Below are 13,367 nucleotides of genomic sequence, written 5' to 3'. Positions count from 1 at the left end.
CCCTAGACTACGCTTCATGGATCTCAAGCAGCTGGAGTACTTTGTCCGCGTGGCGGAGCTCGGTAGCTTCACGCGTGCGTCGATCGTGATCGACGTCGCGCAGCCCGCGCTCAGCCGGCAGGTGCGCCAGCTCGAGGTGGAGCTGCGGCAGAACCTTCTCACGCGCAATGGCCGGGGGGTGACAGTCACCGATGCCGGAAAGCTGCTGCTGGAGCACGCCAGGGGCATCCTGCACCAGATCGAGCGTGCGAAAGAAGACCTCGGCCGCATGCGCGGCGCACTCGCCGGGCGTGTCGCGGTGGGCCTGCCGCCCAGCATCGCGAAGCGCATCGCCGTGCCCCTGACCCGCGCCTTCCGCCAGCAGCTGCCCGATGCGCGCCTTTCCATCACCGAGGCGCTCTCGAGCGCCATGCAGGAGTCGGTGACCGCGGGCCGCATCGACCTGGCGCTGCTCTACAACCCCGCACCGTCGGCCGATATCGACAGCGTGGTCATCCTCGAAGAAGACCTGTATCTGGTGGGCCCGGCGCAGCCCGGTGGCACGGCCGATGGCGAAGTCTCGCTGCGCGAGGTGGCGTCGCAGCCGCTGGTGATTCCGACCAAGCCCAATTCGATTCGCATGCTGGTCGAGGCGGAGATGGCGAACATCGGTTGCCGACCGACGATCGCGATGGAGATCGACGGCGTGGCCGCGATCCTCGATCTCGTCATCGACGGGGTGGGGCTGGCGGTGCTGTCCTCGAATGCGGTGCTCACCGCGCCGCGTCCGGACGCCTTTGCAATCCGCCGGATCGCGAATCCGCAATTGCGCAGCCGGCTTGCGCTGGCCGTCAGTTCCCAGCGGCCCGCCACGCTGACGCAGCAGGCCGTCCTGAAGCTGGTCCGCGAGGTGGTGAACCAGACGATGAACGGATCGGCGCCGCCCGCGTGAGCACGGGTCGCGGACCCCTCGAGGCTCACTGTTTCGGAATGCCGGCCAGGCGGATGACCTCCGACCAGCGCTGAATCTCGTTCTTCAGGAGTTCCGCCTGTTGCTGCGGTGTGCCGCCCTGCGCCTCCACGCCGATCTGGCGCAGCCGCTCCTTGACCTCGGGTGCGGCCAGCGCCGCGTTGACTTCCTTGTTGAGCCGCTCGATGACGGCCGGCGGCGTCTTGGCGGGCACCGCAAAGGCGTTCCATGAAGCCACGTTGAACTTGGGCGCACCGCTCTCGGCGACGGTGGGCGTGTCCGGCAACGCGAACGAGCGCTTCGTGCCCATGACCGCGATCGGCCGCAGCGACTTGCCGCTGATCTGCCCGAGGAGAGGCGCAAGGATCTCGACGCCGGCGTCGATCTGTCCGCCGCGCAGGGCCGTGATCATGGCCGGGGAGCCGTTGAACGGAATCACCTGCGCGTCGATGCCGGTACTGCGCTTGAGCAGTTCGGCCGCCAGATGCTGCGTGCTGCCCACGTTGATCGTTCCGATGTTGACGGTGCCCGGATGCGCCTTCGCATAGGCCAGCAGCTCCTGCATGGTCTTGAACTTCGAGTCCGCCGAGGTCACCACGGCCAGGTCGAAATAGCCGATCGTCGAAACCGGCGCAAAGCCTTTCACGGTGTCGAACGGCAGGCGCTTGAAGAGGCCCACGCTCACGGCATTGCCGTTGGACATCAGCAGCACGGTGAGTCCGTCGGGCGCCGCCTTGGCCACGGTGTCGGCGGCGACCACGCCGCCCGCGCCGGGCTTGTTGTCCACGATGATGCTTTGCCCCATCGATTCCGACATCTCCTGCGCGACGACGCGCGCCGTGAGGTCGGCCACGCCGCCGGGCCCGAAGGGCACCACGAGGCGGATCGGCTTCGTGCTGGAAGGCTGCGCATTCGCGCCCATGGCGATGGAGACCGTGGCCAGCACGAGCGCCGACCGCCGGGAGATCTTGATGAGGGTGTTCATGGGGTTCGATTCACTGTGGAACAAGCTTGCACAAGGTGTCAGAAGCGGTGCCGCATGCCGAGCGCGAGGCTTCCGCGCCGCTCGTATCCGGTGAGCCGGTCCGAGAGGTAGACCGCGTAGAGGTCGGTGCGTTTGGAAAGATAGTGGTCATAGCCGAGCGCTGCCGTCGTGCGGCTCGTATCCGTGATGGGCATGCCCCTGCGTGTCTGCGCGACAGACGCCATGATGCGGCCGGCGTCCACGGGCACCGCGACGCCGAGCTGCGTGGTCCGGGTCGTGGTGCGGATGTCGGGCGTGTCCGTATGAAAGTACTGGCCGTAGAGCTTCACCGCCTCGAAGTCGTACGAGAGTCCGGCCATCTGCGCCTTCTGGCTCGAGATGGGCGCCGCCAGGCCCGGACCCGCCTTGACCTGCTGGGCCGAGACCACCGCGGCGAACGGGCCCTTCGCGTAGTTGACGGTCAGGTTGACGTTGCGCACGCCGCCGCGGTTGGTCACCTCGCCCAGCCCATAGGCCGCGGACACGCGGAACCCCGCCATGTCGGGCGACGCATACTGGAGCGTGTTGTCCCAGACGCTGTCGCCCAGCACCGCGCGGTTGTAGCCCGTGCTCCAGACCTGCAGCATCACCGGGCTCAGGTTGGCCGATGCGAGAAAGGGATTGAAATTGCCGGTGGCCGCGTAGAGCGCATTGGTCTGCCGGCCCGCGCTCACTTGGCCGTAGGCACCGCCGAGCCTGACATAGGCGTTGCGCGAGAAGTAGGGGTCGGCCGTCGTCCGGCCGAAGGTGCCGCTGTCGGCCTGGAAAAAACTCTCCAGCGCGAAGAACGACCGCAGGCCGCCACCCAGGTCTTCGTTGCCCTGAACGCCCCAATACGAGGTCGTCATGCCCCCGCTGTTCAATACCTTGGTGCGGCCGGGCTGGTCGCTGCGGCGCAGCGAACCCACGTACTGGTCGACGACGCCATAGATGCTCACGCTGTCCGCTGCCGATGCGCTTTGCGCGAGGGCGGGAAACGATCCGAGCGAAGCGGTGGTGAAGCCTGCCGCAAGGCAGGCGCGGGTGCGTATATCCATCTTCTTGTCTCCGTGTTTTTTTTGAAACGCCGGAGGTGTCTTGGGTCTTGGCCCCGGCGTGATGGACTATCGCCACTCCACCGGCCGTTCGCTATCCGACCCGGGCACTTTTAGATATGTCGCAGCGGCATACCTGCTTCGGTGCAGGCCTGCGAGGGCAGGCCGATCCGCGCAACCGGCCCGCTCGCTGCCTCACTCCACCACCGGCACCTCGCGCCAGTTGAGCAGCCGCAGGCTCAGGCTGGACGAGAGCGACACCTTCAGGTTCTCGACCGTGCCGGTGCTGGAACCCACCGACAGGGTGGTGCCGCCGTTGCTGCTGCTGGTGAAGCGCAGGTCCGTCACCGCATACGACTCGGAGATGTAGGCCGCGCTGTTCTCCAGCGCCGACTGCCCGGTGCCGAAGTTGACGACGTAGACTCGGCTGGTGCCCGACGGGCTGCATGCATCGGCCGTGGTGAGCGTCGAGGCGAACGCCACTACGCCGCTGGTGGTCGTCGGGCTGGTGATCATCCGCCAGGCGATGCCGCTGCTGCTGTCGGTGCCGAAATCGACGTACCAACCCATCGAACTGCTGTCGAAGCTCGCGCTGGCGGTGAGGTCGGTCAGCGCGGTGAGATTGGCTCGCGCAAGCGGAAAGCTCACGCCCGTGGGCAACGATGCGGCCGTGCCGAACGCCGAGGCGGTGCCGTCGATCAGCGCGTAGAAGTCCTGCGCGAGCGTGGAGTTGACGTCGGTGGAGGCCAGCAGCTTGCCCGTGCCCAGGAGCACATAGCGCTTCTTCGTGCTCGGCTGCACCTCGATCAGCGGCTGCGTGGTCACGGGCTGCGCGTTGCCATTGGCGTCCGTCAGGTTGGCCAGCAGCAAGGGCGCGCCGTAGGCCGCCGTGCCGGTGACGTCGAAGCGCCAGACCTGCCCGTCGAGGTCGCCGGCATAGATGGCGTCCGCGGTGCCGTCGGTGAAGTCGCGCACATAGGCCGCGGCATGCGTCAGCCCCGCAGCGCTGCTGCCGGTCTTGAGCTTCTCGAGCAGCGCGCCGGTCTTGGGGTGGACGAGGTAGAGGTAGCCATAGCCGTCGCTGTTGTTGTAGCCCGAGGTCAGCACCACGACCCAGCCGTACTTGGCGGTCTTGACCACCGTCGGCTCGCCGTAGCTGTAGCCCATGGTCGCGTCGGTGAACTCCCACAGCACCTTGCCCGCGACCACCGATTCGGAGGTCATGCCGGCCGGGTTGGTGACATCGATGGCGTAGTAGCTCTTGCCGCCCTTGCCGAGCCCGCCGATCAGCACCGTGCGCCAGTCCGACGTGGCGGCGGAGCTGGTCGTCAGCGAGCCGCCCGCGTAGTTGAAGTCGACATCGAAGGACAGCGGCGTGGCATCGACGAAGTAGCGGTGGCTGTAACTCGGGTTGCCCAGCGCGGTGAGCCCGTCCGACGCCGACGTGTTGGGCGTGCCGTTCGGCCCCTGGAACAGTGCGCTCGGCACGTAGGCGAAGATTTCCGTCCCGGCGTCGGTGCCCGACAACGTGCCATTGAACGCGTGCAGCATGCCGTCGTTGGCACCCACGTAGACCACCGTGGGGCGGCTCGCCCAGGTGCTCTTGAAGGCGGCGTAGCCGGGGTTGATCGAGTCGGAGTACGTGAGGCTCGGCGCTGCCACCGGCGTGACCTTCGAGCCCACGATGTCGCCCAGCAGCACCGAGCGCGCGCGGTAGGCCTGGCTGCTGCCGCTGGTGGTGGAGCTGGCTTCCTGGGTCTGGTCGCCACGCAGGTAGTTCAGGTAGTCCGATGCATCGCTGCCGCGGTAGGAGGTGGCCAGCGCGGCCTTCTGGCTGCTCGTGAGGCTTGCGTAGCGAAAGGGCTGGCCGCTGCTGCCGTTCCACGTCGCGACGCGCCGTGCGGTGTCCCAGCCCGTGCCCGCGAGCTGGCTCGCGAGCGTCGCGGTGGAGGTCCACATCACGGTCGACGTGGTGGCGAGGTCGCTGCCGATGGTCAAGCTGCTGGCGGTGAGCACGCCGCTCCATGTCTTGGACGCGTACTGCGCGGCGTAGGAGGCACTGCCCGAATCGCTCACCTGCGGCGACGACAGCGCGAGCGACGTGGTGTAGGCGCTGACGGCCGTGGCAATGGCCGAGAAGGCCTTGGCCAGGCCCGTGACCATCTGGCTCGCGTTGCCCGCCAGGAAGTAGTTGTCGGGGCGCAGCGCGGTGGTGCTGCCCATGGTGATGGTTTCGCCGCTGCTGTTCCACCAGCTCTGCGTGAGGGCGGTGGTGGTCTGCGTCGGGTCGTAGCTCGAGGGCACCGTGAAGCCGCCGTACTTGGCCGCGAGCCAGTAGGGGTTCTTGGCCGCAGCCGTCTGGTACTCCATCACGTCCATCCAGAACGTGGAGATGTTCTGCGCGCCGCTCAGGTCGGAGCGGATGTCGGTGGCGTGCGCACCGTAGGCCAGCCCGGCGATGTAGTAGGTGGCGTAGGTGCTGGTCCACCAGGCGTCGGTCTTGGCGCTCAGGCCTTCGAGCGTGAGCAGGTTGTTGGTGTAGGTGCGTGCCTTGTTCAGCGTGTCGGCGCTCACCTCCGCCGGCTTGGCGCGGGTGCCGGTGAGAGTGCCGCCGCCCACGTTGTAGTCGTAGTGCGTGTTGGTGTCGCCGATGCCCAGGATGAAGTTCTTCTGACAGGAATAGGAGATCGGGTCGGCCCAGGTCGTGACCGCCGGGAACCCGTCGAGCAGCGTGGTGCGCGTGGTCGAGGAGGATGTGGTGGCCGGGGTGATGTAGCTGGTCCAGGTCGCCACGTTGCCCAGGTTCTGGAAGTACCGCACCGCCGCGTAGTACAGCTCGCTGACGTTGTCGTACGTCATGTACGAGGAGGCGGTGGTGCCGAACTTGTTGAGATAGTTCATCACGCCGCTGTTGCCGATGGTGATGCCGCTGGTACTGCTGGTGGCGCTCGCGGTGGCGGTGTCGGGGTTGGTCGCCATGATGCCAGTGGTGGCGCTCCACTCGGCCTTGCCGTTGCTGGTGACGGCGGTCGACAGCGGCGACGGATAGGTCGGCCCGATGAAGCCCATGGGGGCGCGCAACACCGCGCCCTGCGTGGTGGAGCCGGTGCCGTTCAGATAGGAGAAGGCCCCGTAGCGGATCTTGTTGGCATAGCTCTGCATCAGCCCCTCGGGCTTGTACTGGCCGTTAGGGTACAGCACGCAGTTGGACTCGACGCCGCCGGCCGACGTGGTCGGGTCGCAGACCTTCACGCGCACGTACACGCGATAGGTGCTGCCCGGCGTGTTCGTCGTGGTGGCGTTTTTCCAGTCGGTTCCTGCGACGCTGGTGTCGCTGTAGCTGGTTCCGGTGCCGCTGAACACCATCGTGTTGCCGCGCTTCCAGATGCTCGTGTTGAACGCGGTCCAGCCGAGCGGCGTGACCGACGAGATCAGCGAGCTCGCCAGGTTGTGCCCGGTCGACGTGGCCTGCCCGGTGCCGCGCAACGGAAAGTTGCTCTGGGAGCCCTGGCTGGAGCCCCAGGCCTTTTCCAGGATGGTCGCGCTCGTGCTGTCCACCGAGCGGTAGCCCCCGGTCAGCGCCCAGCGGAACGGGTCGATGGTCTGCATCGTTGCCCAGTTCATGAAGTTGCCGCTCCACTTGCCCGAGCAGGTGTGCAGGTTGGTGCCGGTCGCCAGGCCCGCGGGCTCGAAGTAGCTGCTCGCCGGCGTGGTGGTGTTCAGTGTGTAGGTGTAGCACTTGAGCGGATCGAAGTAGCCGAGGTAGGTCGAGCTGTCCGCGTAGTTGCCGAGGTTGGCCACGCTGATGGCGGTCGGGTATTCGACCGAGAGCGTGAGCGCCAGGTTGCCCGGCACGTCCGCGCTGGCGAACACCGGCTGGTCGGCCAGGGTCGCGCCTGGCGACGGTTGCGCGCCAAGCAGCGCGGCGGCGGCCAGCGCCAGGGAAATGACACGGGAGCAGCGGTTCATCGAAATCATTCGGGCCGGGTGAACGAGGTTTGGAGAAAGACCTGGGTGGAGCGCGCGCCGGTGACGCGCACGCTCAGTCGGTAGACGGGCGAAATGCTCGCCGCCGGCCGCTGGCTCGCCGGCAACTGGCTGCTGCCGCCGGTGACGTTGCTGCTCGACGGCGCATAGACGCAGGTGCCGGTGGCCGCGCTGCCGGCGTTGCGGCACAGACGGTCGATGACATAGCGGATCGTGATGTCCGACGTCGCCCCTGCCAGGTCTGTGGCCGTGGGGCTGAAGGTGGTGCCGCCGACATCGGCGCCGCTGGGCGTGCTGCCGCTGGCCAGCAGCACGAGCGGGATGCCCTGCTTGTCGGCCACGAGCTCGACCGCGCTGTAGTTGGCCGACGGCACGCTGGCCGAGGAGAGCGCGGCCGTCTTGAGCGCACCGCTCTTGAAGGCCACCATCACGTTCGAGGCGGCCTGTTCGCCCTGGCTGGTGAGGTCGCGCCGGAAGGCCAGGTTGCCCGCGCTCGCGAGCGACGTGTGCGTGGAGCGAACGGCGGCCACGCTGCCAATCAGGAGAATGACCAGCACGATCAGGCAGAACAGCAGCACGACGCCGCGCTGCTGGCGTGGGGCGCGGGGTATGCGCGCAGGGTGGGGAGGGAAGGGCGTCATGACGTCGGCAGCAGCAGCACGTTGCGAAGGGGAATCGTCGACTCGACGACGCGGTGGTGAAAGTGCTGCTCGCTCGCGCTGAAGCTCACGGTCCGCTGCAGCGAGGTGGCCAGGTCGCGGAACAACGTGAGCGAGGCGGGCGAAGGCAGCTCGCCGTTCTCGTTCTCTTTCTCGTAGTTGGCGCTTCGCAGCACCAGCGCGACGCGCACCGCGACGACCTGGCGTGCCATGGCCGGCGTGGTCATCATGGTGGCGATGTCGTAGCCGGTGGTGCCCGGGTCCACCCAGGTGTCGAGCACGCCGTCGGTATTGGTGTCGAGCCCGTATAGCGCGTGCATCTCGGCGACACCGTCCGCAATGGCCTGCGAGGCATCGGTGCCATCGGTCTTCAGCAGGTCGTAGCCGTAGAGCGTGTTGTTGCTGCCCACGCCGAACATCTGGAACTGCGTGTTGCCTGCGCCGACGTTGCCCAGCGGCGTGAAGTAGGCAGCGCCGCTGGCCGCGAGGGTGGACAGGCTGCTCGACGGTCCCGACGCGGTGTAGTAGGTGCTGCCCAGCGGCAGCGCATCGTTGCCGGTGCTGTCGGCAAAGGCCGTGCTCGCATGCACCTGCTCGAGCAGGCAGTCGGTGGTGCCGTTGGCGCTCACCAGGCCAAGATCGCCCTCGGCCAGGCCCACGGTGCTGTCCAGCCGCAGGATGTTGCTCGATGCGCCGGCCGACAGGATGAGCCGCGGCACGTCGCCCGACGCCGCGGTGCCGCCCATCACCACCAGCACGTCGGAACCGGCGTCCGACTGGCTCCTGCCGATGAGCACCGGCGCAACCCGCAGGTTCGCGCTGCCGCTCGCGCCACCGAGAAAGCTGGTGGCAAAGGGTGCGGGAAAGGCACTGCCGCGCGGCAGGTTCGGTGTGGCTGGCAGGGTGGCGCTCAGCCGGCAGCCGAAGGCGCCCGCCAGGTTCCATGACTGCGTGAAGCCCGAGCCGGCGCCGCGCACCGCGCGGTCCAGCACATAGGCGGCATAGGCGCCTGTCTGGCCCATGTCGTTGGTGGCGGTGCTGGTGCGCTTGCTCGACTCACCGAAGATCAGCATGCTGGTCGCAGCCAGCGTCACCACCAGGCCGACGACGATCGCCACCATCAGCTCGATGAGCGTCACACCGCGCTGGCGGTGCGCGGCCGGTTCGCGGCCGGGCGTCACGGCAGCACCACGCGCGTGACGAGACGGCTGGCGGCATTGGATGCCGCGGCCTCGCGCGTCACGGCGCGCCAGGCGATCACGATGTCGGCCGCATTGGTGGTCCCCGCACTGCTGGTTGCGCCCGAAACGGCCGTGACCGTCAGCGTGGCATTCGGCAGGCCGCCGTTGTCCATGTCGCTCACGCGCGTCTGCCACGCCGTGGTGTCGACCGAGACGGAGTTCTTCAACCACATCGTGCTGGCGATCTCGTTGGCGAGCAGCGCGGCGCGGTTGCGGTCTTCGGCGTCGATGGACACGGTGATGGCGCGCGTCAGCATGCCCGCCAGGCCCAGGATGCCGAACGAGAAAAGCAGCAGCGACACGAGCACCTCGATCAATGCGATGCCCGCCTGCGGCGAATGGCGATGGGTTGCGGTTTTCATCGTCAGGCCGGGCATCCGTCGGGCGTGCTGGACGACAGCGTCCTGGCGGGATCGCACAGGTGCACCTGTCCGCCGAGGCTAACGACCACGCGCAGCGGCCGGTCGGCCGATGCCAGCGTGATGTCGTAGACAGGCGCGGAGGCCAGGCTGCAGGCCGCGCCGCTGACGCCGGTGCTGGCGGGGGCAACCAGGCGGCCCAGCGAATTGAAGCAGATGGCGGCGGGGCCGCTGATGCTCACGCCCGCACCGGCACCGGTCAGCACGCCGGCCTCGACGAAAGTGGCGACGCCGGCCGTGTCGAGCGTGGACGAGGCGACGAAATTGATGGACCAGTGGCTGCCGTTGGCTATCGCGGTCAGGCTCGCCTGAGGGGCCGTGTCGTTCGTCAGCGAGAACACCGCCGTGCGGCTGCGTCTCACGGCCTCGGCCTGCGCCGCGCGCAGGCCGTTCTGCAACGCGTCGCTCACGGTGCGCACCCGGCTGTTGGCGATCCATGCCAGGACCGACGGCATGGCCAGCGCCATCAGCACGGCCATCACCGACAAGGTCACCATGAGTTCGATCAGTGTGAAGCCGCCCGCCGGCCTTGCGCGCTTCAACATCCGCCCCGCCTCGAGACCCAGTCGGTGCTGCAGGTCGTCCACCCCGTGGGCACCCCCAACGTCGCCCGGTTGTTCGCCTGGTCGACCGTGAAGACGAAGCCCGCGGTGGCGCTGCTGCCGGTCGCCACCAGCGTGTAGGTGGTGGCCGTCAGCGCGCCGTACGTGCCGTCGCACGACAGGGTGAAGGTGCCGGACATGCGCAGCGTGGAGGCCACCAGACAGGGCGAGGTGTAGCTGCCCGTGGACAGATAGGTGCGGTTGTCCTGGAAATAGCGCTCCATGTTCGCGCGCATGGTGGACAGGCCGTTGGTGGCGTCGACGATGCGGCTGCGCAGCACGTAGTCGCGGTACGAGGGGTAGGCGATGGAAGCCAGAATGGCGACGATGGCCACGGTCACCATCACCTCGATCAAGGTGAAGCCGCGCGATTGCGGTCGTGCCCGTGTTCGCGCTCGCCATTTTCGAGGCCTCGTCTGCAGCCCTGTCATGTGGTTTTTCTCCTCTTGTGCCGGAAGCAATCGGTAACATTCCGAGTTCGGAGTCGAACATGCGATCTGGGAGAAATCTTGCGGAGGCGTTGCGGCTTCTGCACAGCGCTGCAGCGCCGGTGCGAAACGCCACCGAGCTTTCCGGCACAGCCAACCCAGTCGGCTGCACCCACGAGTAGGTGGGATGCATGCAGCCGCCGCCGGCTAGAACTAGTTTTTCAACTGACCAGCTCGTACATAGGAGGCCAGATGACAGTACCGGAAGAGCGAGTTGAATACTTCAAGGACGGAACGGTCCGCGCTCGTGGCCAGATGCTCGACGGCTTGTTGAGCGGCTACTGGGAATGGTTCCGCAAGGATGGCGTTCGAATGCGTTCGGGCTACTTCGAGCTTGGAGCTCAAGTAGGAACGTGGACGACCTACGACAAACACGGCGCGGTGTACAAAGTCACAACGATGAAGCCAAAGGGCACGCCGCGCGCTTGATACTTCCTGGAGGAAATCGACGCACGACGAAGACAAGACGGGCGCCTGCGGCGCATACTGAAAGACCGCTCTCGGCACGAAAGGAGTTCTGTCGTGTTCACAACTGAAATTCATTTGCCCGAGCTCGCCTTGTTGGCCGGGACCCGCGGCGCCTTGGGGGCAGGCGTGGGCCTGCTGCTTTCCGACAGGCTCAGCGAAGAGCAACGCAAGAATATCGGGTGGACGCTGGTGGCCGTTGGCGTGCTGACCACCATCCCGATCGCGGCCATGCTGTTCGGTCGTCGCCGAAGGAGCGACGCCTGACTTGGAGAGCCTTCTTCTGCCCGGGGTGCGTGCCGCACAGCGGCTGAGCCAACAGCAGGCCGTTAGGCGCGCAGGTCCAGCCCCTTCCACGCCTCGAACATGTCCACCTGCTTCTGCAGCCAGTCCACAGGCGCCGAATTCGTTCCCCAGTGGTGCAGCCGGCCGGCTGCCTCGCCAAGATTCCATAGGTGCCGAAGCTGCACGAACAGTGGTAACGCAGCTATGTCACGTTCGCTCACCCCGCCGCCGCCCGCGCGGTAGCCGCGCAGGTAGTGCATCCAGCGCTCGCGCAACGCGTCGTCGGGCTCTTTGAGGCTCTTGCGAAACAGGTACGACCGAGGCAGCACGCTCAGGTCGTATGCCAAGAAACCCGGGCCTGCATCGTCGAAGTCGAAGAACATGGTTTTCTTGATACCGGCCGCGTCCGTGTTCACATGATTGTTGAAGCCGTGCGTGTCACCGTGGCATACGACTCGCGTTAGCCCGTCCTCGGCCGCAGTCAGTTCTTCAAGAAGGCGATGTACCAGGCGGCGGTACGTTTCCAACAGATCCTCGTTCAGCTCTGGATACACCTTCAGGTAGGCCAAGGTCCTGCCGGCAAGGTGGTGACCGTCAAGCGTATAGCGACTTGGCGGGCCCACGTAGTCGCGCGCTGCCTCGTGGATGTGGGCCAAGGCGCGGCCGGTCAGGTCGAAGTCGTCCAGCGTGTCGGGCGTCGTGCCTTCTGCGTGGCGGAACAGGGCCAATGCACGGAGCCCTTCGGGGAATTGCAGTTGGACGTGCGTACGCCGGTCGGCCATCAGCACTGGCGCTGCCACGCTCGCGCCCTTGGACGCCAAATGCTCTAGCAGCGCGACTTCGAAATCGACGTTGAAGCCGCCGCGCGGACGGATCGAGTACAGGCGCGCCACGTACCGGGTCCCGTCGGCACAGCGCACCGCATAGTTGTCGTTCAGACCGCGGCGAATCAGGGCGCACTGCTGCACCGGCAAGCCATGGTGCTGCGCAACCCAGCGCGCAACAGATATCGCGGCGGCGGTAGTGTGGGTGGGAACGAGATCGGGATCGTTTTTCTGGGTATCGGTCATGGTGCATTGTTCATTCGGTGAGCCTCGCCAGACACCTTCCTTCGTTTCGGGCCTCGCACGATACAGGGCAACGACTAAAGTCGGCCAACGATATGCGAACCGCGATCAAAGAACTTCTGGCACTTGGGCCACTGCCAGCGAGCGATAGAGCATCGGTTGGGTAGTTGCAAAGCTACGAAGCTGCCTTGGAGGCTATCACCCGTCGTTGCCCAAGACGAGGTGACGGAGCTCGCGAAGTTGTTTGGCTCCGATGACTGCTTCGGATTGGCATGGTCCCTCCTGCATCTGATTGAGACGGCTCCCGATCAGTCGCTCAGAGGTCCACAGGTCTCGTGCTTGCAAGGTAGCTTCAGCTGGTCCTATTGGTATCTCGGTATCACGAGGCGAGTTCTCGATGTCGGACCGCGGCCAGTAGCGGACGATCGCGGATGGCAACTATCCTGTGCCTCTGGTGTGGCCTCAATTTCTCGCGCAGCTGCTCGCGCGGATACCGCTGAGCTTGAGCGGGAGGTCAGGCCGGCAGCGTTACGATCGGCGCTTCAGCCAGGCGCCAAGGAGACATCATGACGGTGAAGCGTATGGACAACGTGGGCATCGTGGTTGAAGACATCGATGCCGCCATTGCGTTTTTTCCGAACTTGGCCTTGAGCTCGAGGGACGCGCCCCAATCGAAGGAGACTGGGCGGATGGCGTCACTGGATTGAGCGGCATGCGCGTCGAAATTGCCATGATGCGTACGCCGGACGGTCACAGCCGGCTCGAGATTTCCCGATTCCTTGCGCCGCCTGTGGTCGCCGATCACCGTCGCACCCCAGTGAACGCTCTTGGTTACCTACGCGTGATGTTTACCGTGGAGGATATCGACGATACGCTCGCCCGTCTCGGTGAACGCGGCGCGGAACTCGTCGGCAAAGTTGTGCAGTACGAAAACACGTACCGACTCTGCTACGTGCGGGGCCCCGAAGGCATCCTGATCGGGCTCGCTCAAGAGCTCGGGCATGGCACCTAACCCCTCCATCGAGCGGACGCCCGACTGCAAGCTTCGCTTGCTGTCGGCTGACGCTCATGTTGAACGTTGGTGACCGGCTGCTTTCCGCATGAGAAATCCGCAGCGCTGCTCGACCGCTATGGGTCTGCAGCACTA

At 66.3% G+C, this 13,367-nt stretch carries 12 protein-coding genes and 1 pseudogene; 4 read left to right on the top strand and 9 right to left on the bottom strand.

Annotated elements, in window-relative coordinates; genetic code table 11:
* The first annotated feature begins 16 nt into the window (after positions 1-16).
* The gene (locus tag BLR24_RS04725; RefSeq protein WP_093013456.1) at positions 17-931 is read left to right on the top strand and encodes a LysR substrate-binding domain-containing protein; all 915 of its coding nucleotides are present in this window, start codon (positions 17-19) and stop codon (positions 929-931) included.
* Between the two features lie 25 nt (positions 932-956).
* Here BLR24_RS04725 and BLR24_RS04720 read toward each other — a convergent pair whose 3' ends face one another.
* The 8 genes from BLR24_RS04720 to BLR24_RS04685 form a co-directional block, all read right to left on the bottom strand.
* The gene (locus BLR24_RS04720) at positions 957-1,934 is read right to left on the bottom strand and encodes a Bug family tripartite tricarboxylate transporter substrate binding protein (RefSeq protein WP_093013453.1); all 978 of its coding nucleotides are present in this window, start codon (positions 1,932-1,934) and stop codon (positions 957-959) included.
* A gap of 38 nt (positions 1,935-1,972) precedes the next feature.
* Entirely contained in the window at positions 1,973-3,010 is a 1,038-nt protein-coding gene (locus BLR24_RS04715; RefSeq protein WP_093013450.1) for a porin, read from the bottom strand.
* A gap of 192 nt (positions 3,011-3,202) precedes the next feature.
* Complete coding sequence (locus BLR24_RS31175) at positions 3,203-6,976, bottom strand: pilus assembly protein (RefSeq protein ID WP_139188708.1); 3,774 nt, start codon at positions 6,974-6,976, stop codon at positions 3,203-3,205.
* 5 nt (positions 6,977-6,981) lie between these two features.
* Positions 6,982-7,635: a pilus assembly PilX family protein gene (locus BLR24_RS04705; protein WP_093013444.1), complete on the bottom strand. Its 654-nt coding sequence runs from the start codon at positions 7,633-7,635 to the stop codon at positions 6,982-6,984.
* Complete coding sequence (locus tag BLR24_RS04700) at positions 7,632-8,834, bottom strand: PilW family protein (protein WP_093013441.1); 1,203 nt, start codon at positions 8,832-8,834, stop codon at positions 7,632-7,634. Before BLR24_RS04700 ends, BLR24_RS04705 begins: the two co-directional genes overlap by 4 nt.
* Positions 8,831-9,256, bottom strand: a complete 426-nt coding sequence (locus BLR24_RS04695) for a type IV pilus modification PilV family protein (RefSeq protein ID WP_093014682.1) — start codon at positions 9,254-9,256, stop codon at positions 8,831-8,833. Before BLR24_RS04695 ends, BLR24_RS04700 begins: the two co-directional genes overlap by 4 nt.
* Positions 9,257-9,258: 2 nt before the next feature.
* On the bottom strand, positions 9,259-9,858 hold the full coding sequence (locus BLR24_RS04690) for a GspH/FimT family pseudopilin (protein WP_093013438.1): 600 nt from the start codon (positions 9,856-9,858) through the stop codon (positions 9,259-9,261).
* Complete coding sequence (locus BLR24_RS04685; RefSeq protein ID WP_093013435.1) at positions 9,852-10,346, bottom strand: type IV pilin protein; 495 nt, start codon at positions 10,344-10,346, stop codon at positions 9,852-9,854. The genes BLR24_RS04690 and BLR24_RS04685 overlap by 7 nt, the downstream gene beginning before the upstream one ends.
* A gap of 249 nt (positions 10,347-10,595) precedes the next feature.
* Between BLR24_RS04685 and BLR24_RS04680 the strand changes: the two genes are divergently transcribed.
* Positions 10,596-10,832 carry a toxin-antitoxin system YwqK family antitoxin gene (locus BLR24_RS04680; protein WP_093013432.1) on the top strand — a complete coding sequence of 79 codons (237 nt, stop codon included), beginning with the start codon at positions 10,596-10,598 and terminating at the stop codon, positions 10,830-10,832.
* Positions 10,833-10,925: 93 nt separating this feature from the next.
* Positions 10,926-11,135, top strand: coding sequence for a hypothetical protein (locus tag BLR24_RS04675; RefSeq protein WP_093013429.1), 210 nt, complete (start codon positions 10,926-10,928; stop codon positions 11,133-11,135).
* 62 nt (positions 11,136-11,197) lie between these two features.
* On the opposite strand, the gene BLR24_RS04670 is transcribed toward BLR24_RS04675, so the two are convergent.
* Positions 11,198-12,223 (bottom strand): phosphotransferase enzyme family protein, encoded by a 1,026-nt coding sequence (locus BLR24_RS04670; RefSeq protein WP_093013426.1) that lies wholly within the window; start codon positions 12,221-12,223, stop codon positions 11,198-11,200.
* 563 nt (positions 12,224-12,786) lie between these two features.
* Between BLR24_RS04670 and BLR24_RS04665 the strand changes: the two are divergent.
* Positions 12,787-13,232, top strand: a pseudogene (locus tag BLR24_RS04665) (VOC family protein).
* Positions 13,233-13,367: the final 135 nt, after the last annotated feature.

Source organism: Variovorax sp. OV700 (assembly GCF_900099805.1).
Lineage (GTDB): Bacteria > Pseudomonadota > Gammaproteobacteria > Burkholderiales > Burkholderiaceae_C > Variovorax.
Note: the sequence above shows the minus strand (reverse complement) of the source record. Positions and strands in the feature narration are given on the sequence as shown.